Raw genomic sequence first — 24,527 nt, forward strand, 5'->3', positions numbered from 1 at the left:
GAAAGCATCTTTCCCAGTCGCGAGGTATGTGAAGAAATCATGGCAAATTTGACAGTTGAAGCAATTGAATTGACCCGTTTGTATGGCGGACGTGCCGCCGTCAGTGATGTGACGTTCAGCCTGCAGCAAGGCCAGGTGCTGGGCTTTTTGGGGCCAAATGGCGCCGGCAAGTCCACCACGATGAAAATGTTGACGGGCAACCTCGCGCCGAGTGCAGGCAGCGTCAAAATCTGCGGCATCGACATGATAGAGCAGCCCAAAGAGGCAAAAGCCTTGATCGGATACCTGCCGGAAATGCGCCCCTTATATAAAGAGTTTACGGTAGACGAATACCTGACCATTGCAGCCAGACTGCACAACGTCTCTGGCAAACACATTAAAAAAGCGGTGGAACATGCCAAAGAGCGTTGTGGCCTGACCCACATGAGCAAACGCTTGATCGAAAACCTGTCCAACGGCTATCAGCAACGCGTAGGCATTGCCCAGGCCATTATTCATAACCCCATGGTAGTGATTCTGGACGAGCCGACCGTGGGCCTGGATCCGATCCAGATTCGTGATATCCGCGCCTTGATCAAGGAAATCGGCCAGGCGCACAGCGTCATCGTCTCTACCCATATTTTGCCCGAAGTGGAAATGGTCTGTGACCACGTGCAAATTATTGACAAGGGCAAGCTGGTGTTTAATGGCGGCATTGATGTGCTCAAGCAGCAGCGTATTGGTAACAAATTGCTGGTTGGCCTGCGTAACCCGCCGCCAGTAGCACAATTGGCTGCAATTGCAGGCGTGGCCGAAGTTGAGCCTGCCGAGGGTATGTGGCGTATCCGTTTTCATGAAGGCAGCCAGCCGCACGAAGCGATTGTGCAGGCGGCTGTGCAGCAAGGCTGGGGCCTGTTCCACATTGCGCCCGATCAAACCAGCCTTGAGGATGTGTTTGTACAATTGACTTATCACGAGGCAGACGTTGCAAAAGCAGCTTAAGTCGATTTAGAGAGCATAAAGTATGTTGAATATTGCAAGAAAAGAACTCAAGAGTATGTTCGCCTCGCCCATGGGGTGGATTATTCTGGCCCTGCTGACGTTTTCGTTTGGCACCTACTACCTGAATGGCGTGAATAACTACTTTGAAGTCATGTCCGGCTCCATCCGTCCGGCTGAGCGGATTGGGGTCACACAGTTTGTTGGGCAAACTGTCTACGGCCTGGCCTCCTTCATTATGTTATTTGCCGTGCCTTTGCTTTCCATGCGCCTGATTTCAGAGGAGCGCCGCAGCCAGACACTGCCATTTTTGTTCAGCGCGCCGTTGTCCATCAGCGAAATTGTGATGGGCAAGTTTTTAGGCCTGGTGGTGTTCCTGAGCATTCTGGTGGTTTACATCGGCGTGATGCTGACAACCTTGAATATCTGGTCAGATATTGATTTTGGCTATATTTTTGCAAATTCGCTGGGGCTGTTGCTGCTGGTCTCCAGCTTTGCCGCGCTGGGCCTGTATTTCTCCAGCTTGACGGCACAGCCGATCATTGCCGGCATTTTGAGTTTTATTGCCTTGTTTGTGCTCATGATTCTGGACCGCTTTTTTGCCGGCGACCCGACCAGCACCATGCTCAAGTTTTCGTTGATGCGTCACTTTCAGTCATTTGCCGGTGGCTTGATTGATACGGCTGACCTGGCCTATTTTGGCTTGTTTATCCTTACCTTTATTACCCTGACGATTCGTCGTCTGGATGCAGATCGTTTGCGCGGCTAAGCCCGCGTTGTTGTCGAGTTTGAAAGCACTATGAAAATTAACAGTAAGTTTAGATGGCAGCTGCTGGCACAAAACTGGATGTTTGTGCTGGTGTTTCTGGCGCTGGTGGTGATGTTGGGCTACTTGTCCAGCCAATACCGCTGGGCCAAGGATATTACCCAGGCCAACCGCAACATCCTGACCCAGGGCAGTGTCAATGTGCTCAAGCAGATGGATGGCGACATCAATATCACCGTGTTTGCCACCAATGATGACGCCAACAACGGTGACACTTTCCGTAAAGGCATGCTGGATTTTGTTGCACGCTACCAGCGCGAAAAGAAAAATGTATTCATCAAGTTTATCAACCCGTCTGAAGAGCCCAAGATGGCGCAGGAGGCCGGGGTAAAAGTTGACGGTGAAACCATCGTCGAATACAACAAGCGCAGTGAACATATCACGCCACCGTTTGCCGAGCAGGAAATGACCAATTTGCTGGTGCGCCTGTCGCGTACCAACAACCAGCCGGTCATGTATCTGGATGGTCATGGTGAGCGCCTGTTGCAAGGCGTCAAGAATCATGATCTGGGCGAGTTTGGCAAGCAACTGGAAAGCAAAGGCTTCAAGTTTGCCAACCCAGATCTGACTATTGCCCAGGACGTGCCCGCCAATGGCGCCATGCTGGTGATTGCGGCACCGCAAGTGGATATTTCTGCGGTAGAGGCCAAAAAAATCAAGGCGTATATTGAGGCAGGCGGTAACGTGTTGTGGCTGCTGGATGACGATAATCTGCATGGCTTGCAAGAAGTGGCTGACTATCTGGGCATCAAAGTGTCTGCCGGTATTGTGGTTGACCGCGCTGCCGAGCAGTATGGTGCCGATCCGAAAATGGCGTTTGCCAGCCTGTATGGCGATCATCCGATCACCCGCAACTTTATGCTGCGTACCGTGTTCCCGGAAGCGCATGAAGTCGATGGCCAGGCCTCGGATGATCTGGGCTGGAAAGTCGGCCGCCTGATTGATGTGGCGCCGAATGGCTGGCTGGAGTCAGGCAAGATTCCTGCCGGAGCACAGAACCTCAAGGTGCGCTTTGATCAAGGCAAGGATAAAGCCGGTCCTATCAATGTGGGCGTGGCGTTAGAGCGCCAATATGGCAAAAAAGGCCAGCGCGTCGTGGTGATAGGCAATGCCAACTTCCTGGCCAATACTTTTATCACCAACGGCGGTAACCTTGATTTGGGCATCAATATTATCAACTGGCTGGCAGGCGATGACCGTTTGATCACCATTCAGCCGATGCCGCTCAAGGATATCAATGTCACGATTCCCGCCACCGACCAGGGTCGGCTGGTGGCTTGGAGCGTCTTTCATGCCTTCCAGTATTTCATTCCGGTCGGGTTGTTTGTGGCAGGTTTGTTCTTGTGGTGGAGACGCCGCAAGGCTTAATGCCTGGTGAGCTGAGGGTGGAGTAGGTCAGTCATGAAAAAAAGATGGTTATTGAATCTGTTGTTACTGGCGGTGGTAGTGGGCATTGCGGTGTTTTTGCATTTGCAACCGCAAGCGCAGGCGCCCGCGGCCAAGTTTGAAGTCTCCACGCTCAAGATGGCAGATTTTGATGCCGTCAAAGCTGAGTTTCCGGCCAAAGCGCCCACGGTCTTTGAAAAGCAGAATGGCTACTGGATGATGCGTAAACCCTATGCGGCGCGTGCCGACCAGGCCTCGGTGCAGCGCATCATTTCGATTATCGCCGCTACCACGGCCACCAGGTTGCCACTACAGGATGCGTCTAAATATGGTCTGGATCAGCCCATGTTGAAGCTGACGCTGTCCGGCGCCAAAGGCGACCAAGTTTTTAGTTTTGGCACCTATAATCCGGTAACCGAGGAACAGTATGTGGGCTATGCCGGACAGGTGTATTTGCTGTCTGGTCAGTATAGCGAGGCCGCGTCTACACAACCGATTGAGATGGTCGATAAAATGCCTTTGGCACCCGCTGAGCGCAAACAGTTGGCTGGCTTTGACCTGGCGCATCTGGAGCAGTGGGAAGCAAATGCCTTGAAAGTGCAGTTGGCGACTGACGGCAAATGGGCGGTGAATGACCCCAAGGCCAAACCCACGCAAAATGAGTTGAATGAGTGGATGGATTTTAGCTGGGTGCAGGCGCAGGCGGTCTCGGTCGAATTTTACACCCCAGACCGCAAGCAAACTTATCCTTCTTTTGAGGTGTTGCTGCGGGATGGCAAGAAAATCCACTTTGAAAAAGTGCAGGAATCCCCGGAGTACCAACTGGCACGTCCAGATGAAGGCATTATTTATCACTTTAGTAACGACACGGGCTTTACCATGGTGAACCCGCCCATCAATCTCCAGAAGTAGCATGCCTGAATTACCCGAGGTTGAGGTCACGCGCCGCGGCTTGTTGCCGGTAGAGGGCGCGTTGATTGAACAGGTCACCATACGGCATCATGGCTTGCGCTGGCCGATTCCTGCCGACTTGCCGCAGCACCTGCAAGGGCAGCGCTTGCTCAAGCTGACCCGCCGGGCAAAATATATTCTTGCCGAGATCGGCACCGATGCGACCGCGGGCGTGTTGTTATTACACTTGGGCATGTCTGGCCGCCTGTGCTTGCTTGAGCGCGATTTCCCCGCAGAAAAACATGATCACTTTGATATCCGTTTTACCGATGGCCGGGTGATCCGTTTGCGTGATCCGCGCCGATTTGGTGCCGTGTTGTGGCTGGGGCAGGATCCACTGCAACATGCGCTGCTGAACCGTCTCGGACCGGAGCCGCTTGAGGCTGGATTTAACGTCCAATATCTCTACCAGCAATTACGCACGCGCAATGCGCCGATCAAGACCACTATCATGGATGGACATCTGGTGGTGGGGGTCGGCAATATTTATGCGAGTGAATCACTCTTCCGAGCCCGGATTCATCCCGAAACGCCTGCCAAGGCGTTGACCGAGGCGCAGTGTGCCTTGCTGGTACAAGAAATCAAGGCGACGTTGCAGTCGGCACTCGCGGCGGGGGGCAGTAGTTTGCGCGATTTTTTTGGCGCAGACGGCAATCCAGGCTATTTCCAGCAGACCTATACGGTCTATGGACGCACCGGAGAGCCCTGCCGTATATGCGCCCGCCCGATTCAGAATATCCGCCTTGGGCAACGTTCAACGTTCTATTGTGCGCATTGTCAGCCCAGACCAGCGGATCTAGGCTTGATAAAGCCTTGATCAAGCAGCCTTAGGCTTCATCCGTATCTGGCCGGATGCAGTTGCGCCCGGCGCGTTTGGCGGCATACAAATGATGGTCAGCCCGTTCAACCACTTGTCCCAGCGTTTCATCATTGTGCATCTCGGCCACGCCAGCACTCACCGTGATATGTACCACCTGGTTGCTAAAGTGAAACTGCAATCCGGCCACCGCGGAACGGATCAACTCGGTGATGTCGCGCGCATGCTGCATATTGCATCCCGACAGCAACAGTAAAAATTCCTCACCGCCCCAACGGCACACCACATCCTCTTCGCGCACATGCGATTTGATCAGTTGTGCCACACGAGACAGCACACGGTCACCTGCTTCGTGGCCATAGGTGTCATTCACCTGCTTGAACAGGTCAATATCAATCAGAACCAGTGACAAGGCTTCATCGCGGCGCTTACGGCGGGCCACGGCCTGCTTGAAGTAAAACTCAAATACCTGGCGACTGGTGACCCCGGTCAGTTTATCCTGCGTGGCCATGGTCTCCAGTTTGTCGTGGTAACCGCGTACTGCGACATGCGCGAGGAACAACACAATAGCACTAATCACCAGCGCCACGACCAGGTTAATCATAAACGCGGTTTCAATACGCTCGGAGCTTGGGTCGTTCATTTGCTCCACAATCAGATACCAGTCAAACTCCGGCACCAGACGGCTATTCAGATAAAGCATGCTGCCATTGTTGGCTTTGAATGAGAATGATGCGCTGGGCGAGGTCAGCACTTTCAAAAACGCTTTGTCCAGGCCAGACTTGTTTTGCAAGTGTAACTCGGAGTGGTAATGGCTGCTTTGCAGCATTACCTCGCCCTGGCGATTGACGAAATAAATTTCGCGCCCATAGCGTTTCTGGTAGTTTTCTATCAGTTCGACCACCGTTTGCAACGACAGGCCGACACCGATCACGCCAATAAATTTGCCGGATTTATCTTCGATACGGTAATTGACGAAAATGCTGAGGCGTTTGTGATCAGCGGTATCGCGGTCAATGTTGATGACATAAGGATGCGGTGAATCTTTGGCCGTGAAATACCAGCTGTCGTCCGGATTACTTCTTGAAACCCGCTTGATCACGCCGGTGGGGTGGTAGTAGTTCAGCGAACTGTCAGAGACAAAGAATGCCGTGATGGTGTTATATTTTTTCTGGATTTGTGCCAGGTAACTGGTCATTTTGCTGGCATCCTGCTCACCATCATTGACCCAGTCAAACACAAATACGTCATTCGCCATCAGCGAAGAGATCAGCAAGGGTTGCAGCAGGTCGCGCTGGATTTCAGAGTAGATATTGTCGCTGGTCAGCGGCAGCATTTCCTGCTCCAAGCGCTCAGTCAGCGAGTCCTTGGCCACGAAATAGCCGATCAGGCTGGTCGCCACAAACCCCGCCAGCACGATCGCGCTGAGAATAACGGTATAGAAACGCTTGTTTACGACCATAACGACCAATGACCTGAAGATGCTTGAACAGCCAAAGGCTGAGTTAACTGTGGATTATCACAAAATCCCCATTCTGCTGTTCGGCTGAATAGTCCGCTTTTTAATGCCGTATTCATACAATTGGCATGAATGATTCACCATGGTGCCTGGCGAGGCTAGTGCGGATGGGATTTGGCAGCATGTTCATGTAAGTAGCCAGCGGCAGGGGCAGGCGTGCCGCCCAGTTTTTGTGGTAACAGGGAGCCGATGACCATGGCGACGGTACTGACCATGAGACCGATCAATTGTGCCGGAATCAGGCTGTCCTTGACCATCACCTCTATCAGGATCCAGCTGGTAATGCCCAGTAAAATGGCAGCCAGCGCCCCCTGGCTGGTGGCACGCTTCCAAAACGCACCAAACAGCAGTGGTACAAAGGCACCGGCCAGCGTCACCTTGTACGCGCTTTCTACCATGCCAAAAATAGACAGCTCAGAGTTAAGGGCATAAAACAACACCATGGCCGCAAAGCCGACCAGGCACAAGCGCATGACGCGCAAGAAGTGATGATCGCTCATCTGTGGCATAAAGCCCTTGACCACGTTTTCGGCAAAGCTGACTGATGGGGCGAGCAAGGTGGCAGAAGAGCAGCTCATGATGGCAGACAGCACTGCCCCAAAGAAGATGGCCTGCGCCAGCAGGGGGGTATGCGTTAACACCAGTGTCGGCAGCACGCGTTGCGAGTCAGTGGCGACCAAGGTGCCAAAAGTCGCCGGGTCTATCAGTGTTGCGGCATAGGCAATAAACATGGGCACAAAGGTGAAGCAGAAATAAATGCTGGCACCCAGTAGCGAGCCCCACAAGGCGATTTTTCCGGTTTTTGCGGAGGTGATGCGTTGAAACACATCTTGTTGCGGGATAGAGCCCAGCATCATGGTCAGCCAGCCCCCCATAAAGGTCAGCCATACGCTCCAGTCTGTGCTTTGCGGGAAAAAATGCAGCTTGCCCGCGTCACGCGCATGGGCAATGACTGGCGCAATGCCGCCGGTCTGGCCGGAAACCAGATAAGCGATAAACAGCAGGCCGCCAATGACCACGATCATCTGTACAAAATCGAGGATAGCCACAGACAACATCCCGCCGAGTGTGGTGTAGGTGAGGACAATGGCCGTCCCCAGTATCATGCCTGCCTGCTCTGAAATGGCGCCATGACTGATCAGGTTAAAGATCAGGCCCAGGGCTTTGATCTGTGCCGCTACCCAGCCCATGTAGGAGACGACGATGGCCAGGGTGGTCAGCACCTCTACGCTACGGTTGTAGCGCATGCGGTAAAAGTCGCCCAAGGTCAGAATGTTGAGTTTATACAGGCGGCTGGAGAAAAAAATCCCGGCCAGAATCAGGCACATGCTGGAGCCAAACGGGTCTGCGGCCACTCCGGTCAAGCCCTCACGCACAAAGGTGGCGGACACGCCAAAGACCGCTTCTGCGCCAAACCAGGTGGCAAATACGGTGGCGGTCACCACCGGCAAGGGCAAGTGGCGGCCAGCGACTGCATAATCCTTGGTGCTATGTACATTCCTGGCAGCGAACAGGCCTATCCCGATAGAGACAAGTAAGTACGCCACCACAAACCAGATCAGCACAGTCCGTTTCCCTTGAGTCAGTTGCAAAACGCCGATTTTAAAACAAAACCTGGCCTACACAGGGGTTCTCAATCTGGCTGTAGTAAAAAAGGCCTGAAAATCAGGCCTTTTTTACAAATCTGCACGTTTGGTTGCCACTATTCCACCCGTTTCCAGGTTTGCGAACGGCCAATCAGTGAAATCCCGATAAAGCCACGCACCTCCAGTTCGTTGCCATTAGGGCTCAATGTCATTTTACATTGGTAGGTTTTGCCGTTTTCCGGGTCCAGAATCTCGCCATTTTCATACACATGGGGCTTGCTACCGGCTTTGAGGTGTTTGGCGATGGTCATGCCTATGATTTTTTGCCCTCTACGCTCGTCGGTACATTTGTCACACACCGCATCGCCGGTGTCTGTGGCTAGCAAGCCTTTTTCGACAACGGCATGGTATTCCCCGCCGGATTCGGCAATGCGAACCAGTGAGCGAGGTTTGCCGGTTTTATCGTCCGTCGTTTGCCATAGACCGCTCAAGTCGGCCGCCTGCAAGGCCATGGGTAACATCATCAATACTGCAACAAGTAGCTTCTTGGGGGATGCCATCAAGTACTCCTTTAGTGAGTGAACAGTAAAAACAAGCTGGCAAATTGTAGCAATACCAGCACGAGAATGGCCATCGTCGCCCATTTTTGCCAGGTGGCTTGCTTGTGCTGGCTGTTTAGCAAGGTATCAATATGGGTTTGCTGTTTGGCCAGTTCGCTTTGATTGCGCAGATATTGCTCCAGCAGGCGCGGCATTTCTGCAGCATGGGCAAGTACATAGGGGAGCTCACGTTTTGCAGATTTAAGCAGGCTGCGCCAGCCGATCTGCTCGCTCATCCAGCGTTTGAGAAATGGTTTGGCGCTTTGCCACAAGTCGATATTCGGGTCCAGTTCACGGCCCAGGCCTTCAATATTGAGCAGGGTTTTTTGCAACATAATCAGTTGCGGCTGAATATTCACGCCAAAGCGGCGTGACATCTGAAACAGGCTGAGCAGGGTGCGGCCAAATGAAATTTCCTTGAGTGGCTTTTCAAAGATCGGCTCGCAAATGGCGCGCACGGCTGTTTCAAGCGCTTCTACATTGGTATCTGCCGGCACCCAGCCAGACTCAATATGCGCCACTGCTACATCCCGGTAGTCACGGTTGAAAAAAGCGAGGAAGTTCCGCGCTAGATAATACTGGTCGGTAGGCGTGAGGCTACCCATGATGCCAAAATCCAGGGCAATGAATTTGCCTTTATCCGGCCCCTCTGTCACCACCTGGATATTGCCAGGATGCATGTCGGCATGAAAAAAACCATCACGGAATACCTGGGTAAAAAATACCTCTACGCCTTCGTGTGCCAATTGGGTCAGGTTGATGCCATAGGCCTGCAACGTGGCGGTTTCGCGGACAGGCGTGCCAAACATACGCTGCATGGTCATCACTTGCTTGCGAGAATAGTCCCAGTAAACCGTAGGTACCAGCAGGCGGCGGTCACTGAAATTGCGGCCAAGCTGTGCGCACTGTGCAGCTTCCAGGGTCAGGTCCAGCTCGTGCTCGGTGTGGCGGGCAAATTCATCCACCATTTCATCCGGCTTGAGACGGCGCCCCTCACGGGAGAGTTTTTTGACCCACCAGGCCAGCGTGCGGAGTAACGCGATGTCCCTATGAATAATGGCGGCAATATTGGGACGCAACACTTTAACAGCTACCTGTTCGCCACTATGCAGTTTGGCAAAGTGCACTTGGGCCACCGAAGCGCTCGCGACCGGAACTGCGTTAAACTCGGCATAGACCGTCGTTAGCGGGGCATCAAAGGCCTGCTCAATAATACGCTCCACTTCAGCGTAGGCAAATGGCGGTACCTGATCCTGCAGTTTGGTCAGTTCATCGGCCACATCCGGTGGCAGCAAGTCGCGGCGTGTAGACAGCATCTGGCCAAACTTGACGAAAATCGGGCCGAGTTTTTCAAGGGCCAAGCGCAAGCGGACGGCCCGTTTCTCCGGCGCATGGCGCCAGAATAACAACCCGTTGAGCAGTCGCGAGCCCAGACCTGGTTGATTGTCACGGACAAAGAAAATATCCAGCCGATACCAGATCAGCATGCCGATAATGTGAAAAAAGCGTATCCAGTGCATCAGGGCTGACTTTCTGCGGGGGCGTTGGCAGCTAACAGTTTTTCTACGCGTTGCTGCAAGCGGTCTGTGTCTTCCCTGAGCTGGTCGACGGCCTGGTTAAATTGCGTGATGCGGGCTTTTTTTGCCAGTAACGGCTGCTCTTCTTGCCAGTATTCCACCAGCATTTCTCCCAGGTTTTTGGCCTGGCCCTGCAAGCGCTGCATGGTTTGCTGACCGAGTTGGACGACTTCAAAAGCCGCCACATCGCCGACCACTTTACTCAAGTCTTCTTCGACATCCCAGCGGATGGCCGCCAGAATCTTGCCGATTTCCATGCCTAGCGCACTGTCGCCATCAATTTTAATCAGGCTATGCGCCTGCGGATCTTGCCTCAGTAGCCGCATGGCCAGGCTGGGCGGCAAGTGAATGGTGGCATCTGCTGTGGCGGTATCGCCTGCAACTGCCAGCTCACCATTGCTTAACACTGTCAGCATGACGCGGGCCACTTTAAAGTCTAGACAAAGATGACTGTGCGCATACGGCTGTAACCTGGGAGCGGTCCAGCGGTTTTGCTGCATCAAGTGCTGCAGCACGAATTGAATCAAGGGCTTGAACATGGGGTTAGAGTTTGATGCCTTTGTGCAGCGCGACTACGCCTGCAGTCAGGTTGTAGTAATCGACTTTTTCAAAGCCTGCTGCATGCATCATCTGTTTCAAGGTTTCCTGGTCAGGGTGCATGCGGATGCTTTCTGCCAGATAGCGATAGCTGGGCTCATCGTTGGCGATCCATTTACCAAACTTAGGCAGCAGTTTGAAAGAGTAGGTGTCGTAAAGTTTCTCCAGTGGTTGCCAAACCTTGGAAAACTCAAGCACAAGCAGGCGTCCGCCACGCTTGAGCACACGTTGCATTTCTCTGAGCGCAACGTCTTTATGTGTCATGTTGCGCAGGCCAAACGCCACAATGACACAGTCAAAGGTTTCATCAGCAAACGGCAGTCCTTCGGCATTGCACTGCGTGGCCGGAATGGTCAGGCCGGCATCAATCATGCGGTCTCGGCCCACGCCCAGCATGGAGGCGTTAATGTCGGTCAAAATGACCGTGCCGGGATTGCTGGGAGACTGGGTCGCCACTTTTTTGGCAAACAGGCGCGACAGGTCGCCACTGCCGCCGGCAATATCGAGTACTTTGTCACCCTGCCCAACGCCGCTGACATCCACGGCAAAGCGTTTCCACAGCCGATGCATGCCCGCAGACATGACGTCATTCATGATGTCGTATTTTTGCGCCACCGAATGAAAGACTTCGCCCACTTTTTTCTGTTTTTCCCGTTCATCGACGGTTTCAAAGCCAAAGTGGGTGGTTTTTTGCTGTTCAGTGTTGGATTGCATGTTTGGGTTCCTTGCGCGTATGGCCTGCCATGGTGAGTTTGGCGATGTAGTCTTGCCACAGGCTTTCATAATGTTGTGCCAGATAATACAGATAATCCCATGAATACAGCCCGGTATCATGACCATCATCAAAGATCAGTTTGATTGCATAGCGGCCAACCGGTTCAATGGCGCTGATGTTCACATCCTGCTTGTCCAGTTGCAGCACTTCCTGGCCTGCGCCATGCCCGCGGACCTCGGCAGAGGGCGAGTAGACACGTAAAAATTCGCATGACAGCATGCATTCCGTCTGGTTATCGAAATGAATTTCCAGCAAGCGCGAGCCCTGATGCAGTTGGATCAGGGTAGGGATGGGGCAATCAGGATGTAGACCGCTCATATGATTGAAGAAAACCGTGTTTGGGGCCGTTAACTTGAATATTGCGCATGATAGCAGATGCACGCATCTACCGCATGGCAAGCAAATGTTTCATGTTAGGGTTGATAATTCATTTTATTTGTGAATTAATAGCTGTACTTGCATGATTTATTTGATCTTTTAACAATTCATGTTAGATTATAGAAAAATAACAACAAGTAGGTCACCTTAATAAAATTGCAGCAGGTCCTATGGAAAATAACCGACTGGCACAACAATTTGATTTGTACACACGCTGGCGTCAATCGATTGCTGATGTACTGGGAGAGTATCGACGCTGGATTGCGGACAAGCAGCTCAGTGATGTGCCGTTAGATGAGCGCATACAGCAGCAACTCAACCGCTTGCGTGAAGACAAGCTGAATGTCGCTTTTGTTGCAGAGTTCTCGCGCGGCAAGTCAGAGCTCATCAATGCCATTTTCTTTTCAGGGTATGGTCACCGGTTGTTGCCATCCGGTGCAGGCCGTACCACCATGTGTCCCACCGAACTGCGTTATGACACTGGCAAGCCCGTTAGCCTGTCACTGCTACCGATTGAAACCAATACCCACCAGATTTCCATTACTGAATATCGCCGCATGCCGCAAGCCTGGTCTGTGGTGGAGTTCGATGCTCATTCGCGCGACAGCATGGTTGAAGCCTTCAAGGAGGTTAGTCGTACCCGTCGCGTGACAGTGCAAGAGGCGCAGTCGCTAGGCTTGTATCATCCTGACAATTCTGACGATGCCATGTTGATCGGCGCAGATGGCCTGATGGAGATTCCATGCTGGCGCTATGCCATGATTAATTTCCCGCATCCCTTGCTCAAGCAGGGCTTGGTAATCCTTGATACGCCCGGCCTCAATGCCATCGGTGCCGAGCCTGAGTTAACCATGAGCATGCTGCCGAATGCGCATGCCGTGCTGTTTATTCTCGGCGCGGATACCGGGGTTACCAAATCCGAGATGGAAGTCTGGCGCCGTTATATCAGTGGCGCACGCTGGAAGCAAAAAGGCCGCATGGCGGTGCTCAACAAGATTGATGGCTTGTGGGATCCGCTCAAGACAGATGATGAGGTGGAGGCAGAGCTTTATCGTCAATTGCAACATACTGCTGAGTTATTGGGCTTGTCGCGCGACCAGATCTTGCCAACCTCTGCCCAAAAAGGCTTGCTGGCCAAGGTCAAAGGTGATGTGGCCTTGCTGCAAAAGAGCCGCTTGTTGCAGCTGGAGAAAAATCTCTCGGATGAGTTGATCCCGGCCAAACAGGAAATTGTGCGCGAGAGCCTGCAGGGTGAGATTGACGACATGATGCAGCAAACGCGGGTGACCCTGGAAACCCGACTGCAAAGCGTGCTAGACCAGTCGGACGAGTTGCGTTGCCTGCAAGGTAAAAATGAAGACGTTATTGCGCAGATGATGCGCAAGGTCAAACAGGATAAGGTCAATTTTGAAGTCGGCTTGCAACGCTACCAGGCTTTGCGTAGTGTGTTTTCCGTGCAATCCAACCAGTTATTTCACCATCTCGGCATGCCAGCACTCAAGAACAAGGTGCGTGAAACGCGTGAGACCATGATGAAAGCCGCATTTACCAAAACCATGCGTCAGGCCATGGATGACTTTTTCAGTGACCTCAAGCGCCGGATGATGGATGCAGACGTGCATGTGCTTGAGATCAAGAAAATGATGGAAGCCATGTATGAAAAATTCTCCAAAGAACATGGCCTGTTGCAAAAGTCGCCCCCCCCATTTTCCACTTCACGTTACCTCAAGGCCCTGAATAAACTCGAAGCGATTTACCGCGATCAGTTCAATACCACCTTTAACATGATTGCGCATGAAAAGCTGACGCTGACCAGTAAATTCTTTGAGACCCTGGCCAGCCATGTCATTATCGAGTATGAAGCCGCTAACCGCGATACGGAAAGCTGGCTGAAAGCCGTGATGGCGCCTATGGAAAGCCAGATGCGTGAGCATCATGTGCAACTCAAGCGCCGGGTCGAAAGTATCAAACGTATTTATCAGGCCACCGATACCCTGGAAGAGCGTATTGCGGACCTGGAGCAGGTGGAACTCTCTATTCGCCAGCAGTTGGCTGATCTGGATCATTTGCATGCCAAAGCCATGACTGCGTTGATGCATGAAGAGGTCGTCGTGAAAGCTGCCTAAGCGGTGATTGAGGACAAGATTTTCGGGTGAAGAGGTAAGACCTCTTGAAGCACGAACATAAAAAAACGGGTGACTGGCACCCGTTTTTTTATTTGCTTTCCAGCATATAGGTTTTGATCTTTTGCATCGCCTTTTGCTCAATCTGGCGGATACGTTCAGCCGAAACACTAAATTCTGCGGCCAGATCATGCAAGGTCGCCGTATTGCCCTCGGTCAGCCAGCGGGCTTGCAGTACACGACGACTACGCTCATCCAGCTGCTGCAAAGCCATGCTCAGGCCTTCTGTCTGCATGTGCTCAGTTTGTAGGTTTTCCAGCAAGGTAGAAGGTTCAGGACCTTCATCCTCCAGAAAAGCGATTGGGCTGTACACTTCTTCGCCATCCTCGTCCACTTGCGCATCCAGAGAGATTTCCTGACCATTGAGGCGGTATTCCATCTCGGTCACGTCTTCTGGTTTCACATTGAGTTCAGTCGCAATGCGTTGAACATCTTCCTGACTTAAGGTCTCAAACCCATTTTTCATGCTGCGCAAGTTAAAGAACAGCTTGCGTTGCGCTTTGGTGGTGGCGGTCTTGACCAAGCGCCAGTTCCGCACAATATACTCATGAATTTCAGCCTTGATCCAGTGCATGGCAAAAGAAACCAGACGCACACCGCGATCGGGATCAAAGCGTTTGACTGCTTTCATCAAGCCAATATTACCCTCTTGGATCAGGTCTGATTGGGGCAGGCCATAACCACTGTAACCACGGGCAATGCTGGCGACCAGACGCAAGTGCGACACAATCAGCGCACGTGCAGCCTCAAGGTCCCCGCTTTGTTTCAGGCGGGTCGCATAACCGTATTCTTCTTCAGCGGTCAGCACCGGAAACTGCTTGATGGTCTGCAGGTATTTATCCAGGCTGTCTGCCGATGCAACGACAGGTAATGTAAAAGCGTTGATAACAAACTCCTTGGTATCAAAAGAGATTTAAAACAATTTTAGCACTCAATGCATGAGAGTGCTAGTCTCTGGCAAAGTTCCAACTGGCTATCGCATTTTATAAAGTAAATCCGGCTCGAAAATCAGAATAAAACCCGGAATTCAACCTCAATTTTGGAGGATCAATCACTGCCGTAAGGCGTTGGCAGGGAGATCGGGATAATGGGGGGATATTCATATGGCGGGCAGGCAATACTGACGTTAGCAAGGGCATGGGGCAGTGGGGTAAATATGTTGTGCAACTTATTGGATCCTATGCAACACATGGCGCAGAACCGGTTGCATGAAGCTGAACCTTTAATAGTTACCGCTTGAAACCAGTCACTGCAATCCGTTGTGATGTTGGGTGGGGCATCGCCGCTTATTACGCATGCGTGCTTTATCCTTCATCGCGGCACAGCAATGTGCTGAGCCTGATAAAGGATAAAGCATCATAATCGGTTTGGCTGACACTGTGCTTACAGTATCCGATCTGTCATCAGGCTCACGGTATTGAATGGTTTCAGATTAATCCCTGCCGTGACCATGGCCACGTCCCGGGCCGCCAGGTCTGCCTCCTGGCCCTGGTGGGCCATCATGCCAGTGATCCCAACCGGGACCAGGCCCAGGTGGACCAGGATGTGCCCGGTAATGTGGCACATAAACATTCTGATACCAGCCATCCTGTACAAAATAGACCTGACGACCACAAGCGCCATAGCCGCCGCAATAGCGTGCCCAGCGCTTCATATGGCCGGGCGGTACATGCAGATACATAGGGGGCTGCACCACGGCCACCGGTGGTGGCTGGATAATCACGGGTTGCGGGTAGACCACTTGCGGCACTGGATAAGCATCACCAAGGACTATCTGGCCGTAAAAGCCGGGTTGCCCCACGCTGACCGCGACACCGGCTTCTGCGGTCGTGGCCAAGGCAATTGTCCAACATAATGCACCTGCCATGAGTATTCTGAGCATGGTTACCTTCTTTCTGTCTGTTTCAGAAAAATGCAGATTGATTTGCATAGGCGGATTTTAGAAAGGCTATGCCCCGCAGAGCAGTCTTATTATTCTGATAGCGTTGTCAGAGGGTGCTGACAGTCATTGCCTGGGGCGGATCAACAGGCTCAGGTCAGGGCACCTGGGCAGGATGAGATGGTTAAATCAATAGCTTGTTAATTTCTGGCTTGTGATACTTCTGTCTTGGCGCGTGTGTAAAGTGGTCTCCATTGACAGCCTCGCGTGTCTGCCAATGACGCCATCCGATTGACGGACGGCGACTGGCAAGCAATTTATTACTTCACATTGCGTACGGCCATCCAGCCCAAGTCATGCATACAGGAGACAAACGCACGTTTAAAAGTCTGTGTCTTGTAATCAGGCAGGTAGTTTTCTCCCAGCTTTTTCTCACAGCTGGCTTGGTCACGAGATAGCTGGTTGGGGAAAGCCCCCATTTTCCACCATGAATTGATCGAATACGCTACATCGGGACCGTCATTCACGGTGCTGTGTGGCGCAGCAGGGGCTGATTCAGCTGCGTCGTCCGCTGGCGTTAACGGTGCCGAGCTGGCTGGGGCCGAGGCAGCACTGGTTGCTGCCGGGCTCGCTTGTGGTTTTTTTGCAACAGCTGCAGCTTGCGCTTTCGCGGCATTCTCTTTGGATAAGTCTATAAAAGGACTGGGCTTGCTTTGCATGCCACCGCGGTTATCCGAAGCCTCTATGGTTGCAAATAAAGGATCAAATGCATCTAGCTTGGGTTTTTTCCAGCCATGCTCGGCCAGGCATGCCGAGAGCTGATCGCCGCTGCCACGGCAGGCTTGATGCGCCCTTTCGATGTCCTGCTGGTTGCCGCCTTGCTTGTAAGAAATCTGGCCGCATCCTGCCAATACAGCGGTCATGAATAGGTAAGTTAAAAGACGCATTGCGAGTCCTGTTCGTGATTTGTTATGCGCAGTCTAGCGGGCTTTTCACGCCCTCGCCACTACGCAAATTGACGTATTTGTCCTACACCCCCCTCTCGTTAAGCTGAGCGCAAGTTTTGATCAACTGTGATTTGAATTTAACGAGAAAGGGAACTTAGATGATGAACTTGAAAAAATGTGCCTTGCATACTGCGGTAGCAATGGCTTGTGGCCTGGGTGCACAACTGGCAAATGCGGGTGCAACAATTAGCTTTGGTGAAGATAAATACGTTAGCGTGGGTTTTGGTTTTATTTCAAGCTACCTGTCCCAATCGAATGCCGCTGCAAACAGTGATAGATCGCATGATTTTCAATTGAATAGTACTCGTCTGTATGTGAATGCATCCCTGAACAAGTATATCAAAGGGATGTTGACTACAGAGAAATCTGGTGCTGGCGGCGGTGGAAAAACGGATGCTGGCAGTAACATGGAAATCATTGATGCTAACGTACAGTTTCAGTTAACACCTGAAGTTTCTATCTGGGCAGGTCGCTTCCTGTCACCAAGTGACCGTGCAAACATGGCAGGTCCTTACTACTCCAGTGGTGGCGGTTATTGGGCAAGCATTGCCTCACGTTATGGTTGGAACGGTGGTGTGATTGGCCGTGATGATGGTGTCGCTGCAATCACCAGCTTTATGGATGATCATGTGGCTGTCTCTTTTGGTGCATTTAACGGCGATAACATCTTCCGTTTTAGTGGCGTAGGCGCACAAACTGCACCTGGCGGCGCTTCTAATAAAAATCTTATGTATGCGGGTCGCGTCCAAGTTGATTTTTGGGATGCTGAACCTGGTTACTACGGTACAGGTAATTACTATGGCGCCAAAGATATTTTGGCAATTGGTGTTGCAGGAAAATTCAAGAAAGATGGCGCCGTTAACGCGCTTGGCGTAACGGGAGATTACAAGACCTACAACATCGATTTTCTGTTAGAGAAAAAAGATGTCGGTCCAGGTACTTTGTCGGTTGAGGGCGCTTACTACTACTATGATACTGGTAGAGTCTTTTTGGCCGAGCAAGGCCATGCTTACTATGGCTCGCTGGGTTATTTGTTCCAGGATAAAGTGGGTTGGGGACAATTTATGCCCGTTATGCGTTATCAGCGCTTCAATGCGGATGGTTTGACTGGGTATAACGCAACCACGAATGTAACCACCAATACATCAAGCTCAGCAGATACCAAACGTTTCGAAATTGGCTCTAACTACGTGATTGCCCCTTATAACGCAATGGTCTCAGCGTTTTATGGCCATCAAGAAACCCCAACAGCGACAGGGCATACCAGTTCTAACGATATCAAAGTCGCTCTGCAGATGCAGTTTTAATCAACACCTTATAACCCTTTCCCACAAAGGAGATGAGCGTAATGAAAACAATAGTGAAGTTGGATTTGGATAAAAAACCATGGGAGCAGGATGGTCAGATTCATAACCGCTGGCACCCCGACCTGCCGATGATTGCCATGGTCAAGCCAGGGGATGAGTTCCGTGTTGAGTGTATGGACTGGACCGGTGGTCAGATCGGTAATAACGATAGCGCCAATGATGTGCGTGACGTAGACCTGACCCAGGTGCACTACCTGAGTGGCCCGATTGGCGTGGAAGGTGCTGAGCCGGGTGACTTGATGGTGGTGGATATTCTGGATGTGGGTACTTTTGATGAGTATCAATGGGGCTTTAACGGTTTGTTTGCCAAGGAAAATGGTGGGGGCTTTCTGACCGACCACTTCCCTGAAGCGAGCAAAACCATCTGGGATTTCCACGGCGTGTATACCACTTCCCGTCATGTGCCTAAGGTGCGTTATGCCGGCATTATGCACCCGGGTCTGATTGGTTGCCTGCCATCCAAAGAACTGCTCGAAACCTGGAACAAGCGTGAAGGCGACCTGATTGCAACAGATCCGGATCGTGTCCCGCCACTGGCTTGCCCTCCGACTTCACAATCTGCCGTCATGGGCCGTTTGAGTGGCGACGCTGCCAAAAAAGCAGCAGCCGAAGGCGCGCGTACCGTGCCACCACGTGATCACGGCGGTAACTGCGATATCAAGAACCTGACCAAAGGCTCAAGGGTGTACTTCCCGGTCTATGTGAAGGATGGCGGTCTCTCCATGGGTGACCTGCACTTCTCACAAGGCGACGGTGAAATCACTTTCTGCGGTGCGATTGAAATGGCCGGTTACCTCGATATCAAGGTTGGCCTGATCAAGGATGGTGTGAAGAAATACGGGATTAAAAACCCTGTGTTCCAGCCCAGCCCGATCACACCGACTTACCGTGATTACATGATTTTTGAAGGCATTTCGGTTGACGAAGCAGGCAAGCAACATTACCTGGATGTGCATATTGCCTACCGCCAGGCCTGCCTCAACGCGATTGAGTACCTGAAAAAATTTGGTTACAGCGGCGAACAAGCGGTATCTATCCTGGGGACTGCGCCGGTAGAGGGGCATATCAGCGGCATCGTCGATATCCCTAACGCTTGTGCCACCTTGTGGGTCCCGACCGAGATTTTTGAGTTTGATATCCGACCTAACGCGGATGGACCGAAGATCATGGTGCCGCCAGGCATAGATGTGTCCACTTGCACATAACAATGAGTGTTGATCGCGTGCAGTTTATTTGATCAGACTTGATAGGAAACCAAGATGCCTCTTTACGAATATGAATGTGACAGTTGTGGTGTGTTTACTGCGCTACGCAAAATGAGTGAGTCGAGTTTGCCTGCCTACTGCGATTGTTGTGGGGCAGAGAGTCCACGGATTTTATCTGTGCCCAAACTGGCCATCATGGACAAAACGCAACGGTCTGCGCATGAACGTAACGAGAAATCTGCCAACGAGCCGCGTACAGCCAGACGTTCCAGCTGTGGCTGTACCGGATCACACACGTGTAAAACCAAGCCGCCGGTCAACCAGGATACAGGTAAACCGGGCTTGCAAATGCAGACCAAGAAAACGGCACGGCCGTGGATGGTCGGGCATTAATCAGCGACATCAATCCCTTAATTATTGATTTTATTGATTTATCCATAAAGGAGAAGAAGTAATGAGTACCTCAAACAGACGCGGTTTTATGAAGGGCGCATTGGTCGGTGCCATGATGGCCGCAGGCCTTATCAGCGGTCATGCATTTGCAGCGGATTATCCGACTGCAAAAGTGAATACGACTGGCTTGGCAGTGACTGACTCCACAGTAAAAGTAGGTATTCTGCACTCTGCCACCGGCACGATGGCGATTAGTGAAACCGGTTCTATCCAGGCTGAAAAGCTGGCGATCGAACAGATCAACGCCATGGGCGGTATCTTGGGCCGCAAAATTGAAGTGATTCAGGAAGACGGTGCATCTGACTGGCCAACTTTCGCAGAAAAAGCGAAGAAATTGCTGGAAAAAGACAAAGTGGCTGCTGTGATGGGTTGCTGGACGTCAGCTTCACGTAAAGCGGCTTTGCCAGTGTTTGAAAAAGACAACGGCTTGCTGTTCTACCCAACTTTCTACGAAGGTCTGGAGCAATCCAAAAACGTGTTCTACACCGGTCAAGAAGCGACACAACAAATTCTGGCAGGGTTGGACTGGATCGCTAAAGAGAAAAAAGCGAAAACATTCTACCTGATTGGTTCTGACTACATCTGGCCACGTACATCGATGAAAATTGCCCGTAAGCACATCGAGCAACACTTGCATGGCACAGTGGTGGGTGAAGAGTACATTGCCTTGGGCGATACCCAGTTCGGTTCTGTGATCAACAAAATCAAACTGAAAAAACCTGACGTGATCTACGCAGCGGTTGTGGGCGGTAGTAACGTGGCATGGTTCAAACAATTGAACGCTGCCGGTTTGAACTCTAGCAAACAAACCATGTTGACCATCTCCGTGACCGAAGACGAAGTGTTGGGTATCGGTGGTGAAAACCTGGCTGGTTTCTACTCTGCGATGAAATACTTCCAGTCTCAAGACAATGAGGCTAACAAGAAATTTGTAGAGGCGTTCAAAAAACGCTGGGGTGAGAAGTCTGTGATCGGCGACGTGACACAAGCGGCTTACCTGGGCCCATGGTTGTACAAGGCAGCCGTTGAGCGCGCAGGTAGCTTCGATGTAGACAAAGTGCAAGCAGCATTGCCAGGCTACACTTTCAAAGATGCACCAGAAGGCCCTGTTACTGTGGAAGCCAACCACCACCTGACCACCAAACTGCGTATTGGTCAGTGGGGTAAAGATGGCCAGGCCAAAGTGGTATACACCTCTGATTACATCAAACCTGATCCATTTCCAAAAGGCTATCAATAAGCTAGTCCTGTCGTAAATGCTTAAGCGGTAGCCGGTCAATCCGGCTACCGTTTGGCGCAAAAAGCATTCAAGTTGTAAACAATTTCAAGCAGTCAGCAATTTTGAGAAGTTGCATTTTAAGGAGACCGATATGTTTGGTTATTCGATGGCAGATATAGGCAATATTGTGGTGATGCAAGGCTTTTCCGGCCTGAGCATGTTTACAGTGTTGCTACTCATGGCACTGGGTCTCGCGATTATTTTCGGGCAGATGGGTGTGATTAACATGGCGCATGGTGAGTTTATGACCATTGGAGCCTATACCACAGTCATGCTATCCAAGGTGGCTGCCACTTACGGCTTCACCAATTACTATTTTTTGTTTGCCATCCTCATTGCGTTCGGGCTGGCATTCGCGGTCGGCTATGTTGTTGAATACGGCATGATTCGGCACCTGTACAAGCGCCCACTGGATACCTTGCTGGCGACCTGGGGGCTAAGCCTGGTCATGCAGCAGATTTTCCGCTCCACCTTTGGCGCCAAAGAGGTGAGTGCCGAGTTGCCTGAGTGGATGCTGGGCTCTTTCAAGCCGACGCCAGATATTGATATCCCGATCAACGGTGTCTTTGTGATGGCCCTGGCTGCGCTGGTGACCTTTGGTGTGTATATGTTTATGTATAAATCACGCTGGGGCCTACGTGTGCGTGCCACCGTGCAGAACCGTACCATGGCGGGTGCAGTAGGCATTAACACTGCAAAAGTCGACCGTGTGACCTTTGCTTTGGGGTGCGGCATTGCTGGTATCGCAGGCGCTGCGTTTACCACGATTGCTTCTACCGGTCCAACCACGGGTACGCTCTACATCGTAGACAGCTTTATGGTGGTGGTGTTTGGCGGTGCAGCCAGCATTGTGGGGACGATTGCCTCAGCCTTCGGCATTGCCCAGGCGCAATCTATCCTGCAGTTCTTTATGACCAGCTCCATGGGCAAAGTGTCCACGCTGCTCGCCATCGTCACGATCTTGATGATGAAACCTGAAGGTTTGTTTGCCTCCAAACTGCGTAAATAACAGATACGGCAACGTGTGAGCATGCTTCTCACGCGTTGCCATAAGTAAATAGACGTATTAGTACTTTATATCTGTCGCACTAGAATCAACGCATCAATAGAGGAGATTTTTGATGACATTATGGGAAAAAATGAAAGCCAGTCCTGTACTGGGTGGTAAGGAGGGAGTGGTGGGCCTGGCAGTACTTGCCGCTGTCATCTTCATTGTGCTGCCTTTAAGCGTAGATATTTTCCGTCTTAACCTGATTGGTAAATACCTGACTTACGCGTTTGTTGCCGTGGGTTTAGTCATGTTGTGGGGCCATGGTGGTATCTTGAGTTTAGGTCAGGGGATATTTTTCGGTCTCGGCGGGTATGCGATGGCCATGTTCCTTAAACTGGAAGCTTCTGATCCGCTCAGCACGAAAATCCAGTCTACGCCAGGTATCCCTGACTTTATGGACTGGAACCAGCTGACGGCCTTGCCATGGTTCTGGGAGCCGTTCAAAAGCTTACCCTTCACCATCTTAGCTGTCCTGACGATCCCTGCATTGTTTGCCTATATCATTGGCTACGCCATGTTCAAGCGTCGTGTGGGTGGGGTGTATTTCTCCATCATCACGCAAGCGATTGCGCTGATCCTGAGTATTCTGATTGTTGGTCAGCAAGGGTATACCGGTGGTGTGAACGGGATGACAGACCTGCGTACCATGCTGGGCTGGGATATCCGTACCGACTCTGCCAAATATATCCTGTATTTTGCAAACGGCCTGTTACTGTTTGGAGCGATCTTCCTGTCCAAATACATCATGAGCAGCAAGTTCGGCATGTTGTTGCTGGCCATGCGAGATAAAGAAGAGCGGGTACGCTTCTCTGGTTACGACGTTTCCAACTTTAAAATCTTTATCTTCTGCCTGGCGGCGATGATGTCTGCTGTTGGTGGTGCAATGTTTACCTTGCAAGTGGGCTTTATGTCACCGTCCTTTGTCGGCATTGTGCCTTCGATTGAAATGGTGATTTTCTGTGCCGTGGGTGGGCGTGCCTCGCTGATTGGCGCCGTATATGGCACCTTGCTGGTTAACTATGGTAAAACCGTGTTTTCAGAAACCTATCCAGAGTTGTGGTTGTTCCTCATGGGTGGCCTGTTTATCTCTGTGGTGATGTTCTTCCCGAATGGCCTGGCTGGTATCTGGGACAACCTGGCGACCAAATATGGCTGGTTCAAAGACAAGGCTGACGCAAAAAAGCCTGAGGTAAGTACTTCTGAGGTAGAAGCACAAGCAGTACTTACCGAATCTTCAACCACGGGCGCCGTAACCTCTACCGAAGCGGGCGTCAAGAAAACATCACGTAAGAAAGCGGCGGCCAGCACTGATCAGCCGTCCGCAATCGAAAGCAACAAAATGAGAGGAGCAGAAGCATGAGTAATACCGACTTCGTCTTGGCAGTAGAAGACCTGACCGTCTCCTTCGATGGCTTTAAAGCGGTGGATAGCCTCACCATGTATATCGACAAAAACGAATTGCGTGTGCTGGTGGGCCCTAACGGCGCCGGCAAGACCACGGTGCTCGACCTGATTTGCGGTAAAACCAAATCCACAGCCGGTTCAATCAAGTTTAAAAACACTGAGTTAACCAAGCTGTCCGAGCACGAAATTGTGCGCTCCGGCGTCGGCCGTAAGTTTCAGAACCCGTCCATTTATGAAAACCTCACGGTTTACCAAAACCTGGAAGTGTCTTACCCCAAAGGCCGCGGCGTGTTTGGCAGCCTGACCTTCAAACGGACACAAGAGGTGGAAGACCGTGTACGCAAAGTGGCGGCAGACATCATGTTGACCGAGTTTCTTGAGATGGAATCTGCCTTGCTCAGTCACGGACAGAAACAATGGCTGGAAATCGGCATGTTGCTCATGCAAGAGCCTGAGCTGTTGATGCTGGATGAACCCGTGGCAGGCATGAGCGCCAAGGAGCGCGACCAGACCGCCGATTTGCTCAACCGCATCTGCCAGAACCGCTCGGTGATTGTGATCGAGCACGATATGGAGTTTGTGAAGAAAATTGCGCACAAGGTGACTGTGCTGCATCAGGGCAAAATCCTCGCCGAAGGGCCGATGGAGAAAGTCCAGGCAGACGAAAAAGTCATTGAAGTGTATTTAGGACATTAATTGGATTAGGCCAT

At 51.6% G+C, this 24,527-nt stretch carries 23 protein-coding genes; 13 read left to right on the forward strand and 10 right to left on the reverse strand.

The features are described from left to right. Positions 1-39: 39 nt before the first annotated feature. From ACT53C_RS07230 to mutM, 5 genes are read left to right on the forward strand one after another with little or no spacing between them, the layout of a single operon-like run. Positions 40-981 carry an ABC transporter ATP-binding protein gene (locus ACT53C_RS07230; protein ID WP_313986673.1) on the forward strand — a complete coding sequence of 314 codons (942 nt, stop codon included), beginning with the start codon at positions 40-42 and terminating at the stop codon, positions 979-981. Between the two features lie 22 nt (positions 982-1,003). Further along, on the forward strand, positions 1,004-1,747 hold the full coding sequence (locus ACT53C_RS07235) for an ABC transporter permease (protein WP_194748387.1): 744 nt from the start codon (positions 1,004-1,006) through the stop codon (positions 1,745-1,747). 30 nt (positions 1,748-1,777) lie between these two features. Next, entirely contained in the window at positions 1,778-3,172 is a 1,395-nt protein-coding gene (locus ACT53C_RS07240) for a GldG family protein (protein WP_476145419.1), read from the forward strand. 33 nt (positions 3,173-3,205) lie between these two features. Beyond that, entirely contained in the window at positions 3,206-4,102 is an 897-nt protein-coding gene (locus ACT53C_RS07245; RefSeq protein ID WP_476145420.1) for a DUF4340 domain-containing protein, read from the forward strand. A gap of 1 nt (position 4,103) precedes the next feature. Next, positions 4,104-4,958, forward strand: a complete 855-nt coding sequence (mutM, locus tag ACT53C_RS07250) for a bifunctional DNA-formamidopyrimidine glycosylase/DNA-(apurinic or apyrimidinic site) lyase (RefSeq protein WP_476145421.1) — start codon at positions 4,104-4,106, stop codon at positions 4,956-4,958. Between the two features lie 10 nt (positions 4,959-4,968). Here the strand turns inward: mutM and ACT53C_RS07255 are convergent, their stop codons facing one another. From ACT53C_RS07255 to ACT53C_RS07285, 7 genes are all read right to left on the reverse strand, one after another. Continuing rightward, positions 4,969-6,420 carry a sensor domain-containing diguanylate cyclase gene (locus ACT53C_RS07255; protein WP_476145422.1) on the reverse strand — a complete coding sequence of 484 codons (1,452 nt, stop codon included), beginning with the start codon at positions 6,418-6,420 and terminating at the stop codon, positions 4,969-4,971. A gap of 155 nt (positions 6,421-6,575) precedes the next feature. Beyond that, positions 6,576-8,042 (reverse strand): high affinity choline transporter 1, encoded by a 1,467-nt coding sequence (locus ACT53C_RS07260; protein WP_476145423.1) that lies wholly within the window; start codon positions 8,040-8,042, stop codon positions 6,576-6,578. A gap of 137 nt (positions 8,043-8,179) precedes the next feature. Continuing rightward, positions 8,180-8,623 (reverse strand): DUF2147 domain-containing protein, encoded by a 444-nt coding sequence (locus ACT53C_RS07265; RefSeq protein ID WP_194748381.1) that lies wholly within the window; start codon positions 8,621-8,623, stop codon positions 8,180-8,182. Between the two features lie 11 nt (positions 8,624-8,634). Next, complete coding sequence (gene ubiB / locus ACT53C_RS07270) at positions 8,635-10,182, reverse strand: ubiquinone biosynthesis regulatory protein kinase UbiB (protein WP_194748380.1); 1,548 nt, start codon at positions 10,180-10,182, stop codon at positions 8,635-8,637. Further along, on the reverse strand, positions 10,182-10,778 hold the full coding sequence (locus tag ACT53C_RS07275; protein ID WP_476145424.1) for a ubiquinone biosynthesis accessory factor UbiJ: 597 nt from the start codon (positions 10,776-10,778) through the stop codon (positions 10,182-10,184). The genes ubiB and ACT53C_RS07275 overlap by 1 nt, the downstream gene beginning before the upstream one ends. Before the next feature lie 4 nt (positions 10,779-10,782). Beyond that, positions 10,783-11,550 (reverse strand): bifunctional demethylmenaquinone methyltransferase/2-methoxy-6-polyprenyl-1,4-benzoquinol methylase UbiE, encoded by a 768-nt coding sequence (gene ubiE / locus ACT53C_RS07280; RefSeq protein WP_476145425.1) that lies wholly within the window; start codon positions 11,548-11,550, stop codon positions 10,783-10,785. Beyond that, the gene (locus tag ACT53C_RS07285; protein WP_194748377.1) at positions 11,534-11,929 is read right to left on the reverse strand and encodes a gamma-butyrobetaine hydroxylase family protein; all 396 of its coding nucleotides are present in this window, start codon (positions 11,927-11,929) and stop codon (positions 11,534-11,536) included. The genes ubiE and ACT53C_RS07285 overlap by 17 nt, the downstream gene beginning before the upstream one ends. A gap of 230 nt (positions 11,930-12,159) precedes the next feature. On the opposite strand from ACT53C_RS07285, the gene ACT53C_RS07290 reads away from it, so the two are divergent. Next, positions 12,160-14,115, forward strand: a complete 1,956-nt coding sequence (locus ACT53C_RS07290; protein WP_476145426.1) for a dynamin family protein — start codon at positions 12,160-12,162, stop codon at positions 14,113-14,115. Between the two features lie 88 nt (positions 14,116-14,203). Here the strand turns inward: ACT53C_RS07290 and rpoH are convergent, their stop codons facing one another. The 3 genes from rpoH to ACT53C_RS07305 form a co-directional block, all read right to left on the reverse strand. Continuing rightward, complete coding sequence (gene rpoH, locus ACT53C_RS07295; protein ID WP_194748485.1) at positions 14,204-15,058, reverse strand: RNA polymerase sigma factor RpoH; 855 nt, start codon at positions 15,056-15,058, stop codon at positions 14,204-14,206. Positions 15,059-15,604: 546 nt separating this feature from the next. Beyond that, entirely contained in the window at positions 15,605-16,054 is a 450-nt protein-coding gene (locus ACT53C_RS07300) for a hypothetical protein (protein WP_194748375.1), read from the reverse strand. Between the two features lie 317 nt (positions 16,055-16,371). Further along, positions 16,372-16,998 (reverse strand): hypothetical protein, encoded by a 627-nt coding sequence (locus ACT53C_RS07305; protein ID WP_476145427.1) that lies wholly within the window; start codon positions 16,996-16,998, stop codon positions 16,372-16,374. A gap of 158 nt (positions 16,999-17,156) precedes the next feature. Between ACT53C_RS07305 and ACT53C_RS07310 the strand changes: the two genes are divergently transcribed. The 7 genes from ACT53C_RS07310 to urtD all read left to right on the forward strand — a co-directional run bounded on the left by ACT53C_RS07310 (position 17,157) and on the right by urtD (position 24,513). Next, the gene (locus ACT53C_RS07310) at positions 17,157-18,365 is read left to right on the forward strand and encodes a porin (protein WP_476145428.1); all 1,209 of its coding nucleotides are present in this window, start codon (positions 17,157-17,159) and stop codon (positions 18,363-18,365) included. Between the two features lie 41 nt (positions 18,366-18,406). After that, positions 18,407-19,630 carry a formamidase gene (gene fmdA, locus ACT53C_RS07315; RefSeq protein ID WP_194748372.1) on the forward strand — a complete coding sequence of 408 codons (1,224 nt, stop codon included), beginning with the start codon at positions 18,407-18,409 and terminating at the stop codon, positions 19,628-19,630. Positions 19,631-19,684: 54 nt separating this feature from the next. Continuing rightward, positions 19,685-20,023 (forward strand): FmdB family zinc ribbon protein, encoded by a 339-nt coding sequence (locus tag ACT53C_RS07320; RefSeq protein ID WP_476145429.1) that lies wholly within the window; start codon positions 19,685-19,687, stop codon positions 20,021-20,023. A gap of 61 nt (positions 20,024-20,084) precedes the next feature. After that, entirely contained in the window at positions 20,085-21,323 is a 1,239-nt protein-coding gene (urtA, locus tag ACT53C_RS07325) for an urea ABC transporter substrate-binding protein (protein WP_476145430.1), read from the forward strand. A 130-nt stretch (positions 21,324-21,453) separates the two neighbouring features. Further along, the gene (gene urtB, locus ACT53C_RS07330; RefSeq protein ID WP_476145431.1) at positions 21,454-22,371 is read left to right on the forward strand and encodes an urea ABC transporter permease subunit UrtB; all 918 of its coding nucleotides are present in this window, start codon (positions 21,454-21,456) and stop codon (positions 22,369-22,371) included. Between the two features lie 112 nt (positions 22,372-22,483). Further along, entirely contained in the window at positions 22,484-23,773 is a 1,290-nt protein-coding gene (gene urtC / locus ACT53C_RS07335; protein WP_476145432.1) for an urea ABC transporter permease subunit UrtC, read from the forward strand. After that, complete coding sequence (gene urtD, locus ACT53C_RS07340) at positions 23,770-24,513, forward strand: urea ABC transporter ATP-binding protein UrtD (protein WP_194748367.1); 744 nt, start codon at positions 23,770-23,772, stop codon at positions 24,511-24,513. The genes urtC and urtD overlap by 4 nt, the downstream gene beginning before the upstream one ends. Positions 24,514-24,527: the final 14 nt, after the last annotated feature.

The organism is Methylophilus sp. DMC14 (assembly GCF_056314085.1).

What these genes read in the sequence shown, in the direction of transcription:
- ACT53C_RS07230 (WP_313986673.1), top strand. Translation starts at nt 40, where the DNA reads ATGGCAAATTTGACAGTTGAAGCAATTGAATTGACCCGTTTGTATGGC.
- ACT53C_RS07235 (WP_194748387.1), top strand. Translation starts at nt 1,004, where the DNA reads ATGTTGAATATTGCAAGAAAAGAACTCAAGAGTATGTTCGCCTCGCCC.
- ACT53C_RS07240 (WP_476145419.1), top strand. Translation starts at nt 1,778, where the DNA reads ATGAAAATTAACAGTAAGTTTAGATGGCAGCTGCTGGCACAAAACTGG.
- ACT53C_RS07245 (WP_476145420.1), top strand. Translation starts at nt 3,206, where the DNA reads ATGAAAAAAAGATGGTTATTGAATCTGTTGTTACTGGCGGTGGTAGTG.
- mutM (WP_476145421.1), top strand. Translation starts at nt 4,104, where the DNA reads ATGCCTGAATTACCCGAGGTTGAGGTCACGCGCCGCGGCTTGTTGCCG.
- ACT53C_RS07255 (WP_476145422.1), bottom strand. Translation starts at nt 6,420, where the DNA reads ATGGTCGTAAACAAGCGTTTCTATACCGTTATTCTCAGCGCGATCGTG.
- ACT53C_RS07265 (WP_194748381.1), bottom strand. Translation starts at nt 8,623, where the DNA reads ATGGCATCCCCCAAGAAGCTACTTGTTGCAGTATTGATGATGTTACCC.
- ubiB (WP_194748380.1), bottom strand. Translation starts at nt 10,182, where the DNA reads ATGCACTGGATACGCTTTTTTCACATTATCGGCATGCTGATCTGGTAT.
- ACT53C_RS07275 (WP_476145424.1), bottom strand. Translation starts at nt 10,778, where the DNA reads ATGTTCAAGCCCTTGATTCAATTCGTGCTGCAGCACTTGATGCAGCAA.
- ubiE (WP_476145425.1), bottom strand. Translation starts at nt 11,550, where the DNA reads ATGCAATCCAACACTGAACAGCAAAAAACCACCCACTTTGGCTTTGAA.
- ACT53C_RS07285 (WP_194748377.1), bottom strand. Translation starts at nt 11,929, where the DNA reads ATGAGCGGTCTACATCCTGATTGCCCCATCCCTACCCTGATCCAACTG.
- ACT53C_RS07290 (WP_476145426.1), top strand. Translation starts at nt 12,160, where the DNA reads ATGGAAAATAACCGACTGGCACAACAATTTGATTTGTACACACGCTGG.
- ACT53C_RS07300 (WP_194748375.1), bottom strand. Translation starts at nt 16,054, where the DNA reads ATGCTCAGAATACTCATGGCAGGTGCATTATGTTGGACAATTGCCTTG.
- ACT53C_RS07305 (WP_476145427.1), bottom strand. Translation starts at nt 16,998, where the DNA reads ATGCGTCTTTTAACTTACCTATTCATGACCGCTGTATTGGCAGGATGC.
- ACT53C_RS07310 (WP_476145428.1), top strand. Translation starts at nt 17,157, where the DNA reads ATGATGAACTTGAAAAAATGTGCCTTGCATACTGCGGTAGCAATGGCT.
- fmdA (WP_194748372.1), top strand. Translation starts at nt 18,407, where the DNA reads ATGAAAACAATAGTGAAGTTGGATTTGGATAAAAAACCATGGGAGCAG.
- ACT53C_RS07320 (WP_476145429.1), top strand. Translation starts at nt 19,685, where the DNA reads ATGCCTCTTTACGAATATGAATGTGACAGTTGTGGTGTGTTTACTGCG.
- urtA (WP_476145430.1), top strand. Translation starts at nt 20,085, where the DNA reads ATGAGTACCTCAAACAGACGCGGTTTTATGAAGGGCGCATTGGTCGGT.
- urtB (WP_476145431.1), top strand. Translation starts at nt 21,454, where the DNA reads ATGTTTGGTTATTCGATGGCAGATATAGGCAATATTGTGGTGATGCAA.
- urtC (WP_476145432.1), top strand. Translation starts at nt 22,484, where the DNA reads ATGACATTATGGGAAAAAATGAAAGCCAGTCCTGTACTGGGTGGTAAG.
- urtD (WP_194748367.1), top strand. Translation starts at nt 23,770, where the DNA reads ATGAGTAATACCGACTTCGTCTTGGCAGTAGAAGACCTGACCGTCTCC.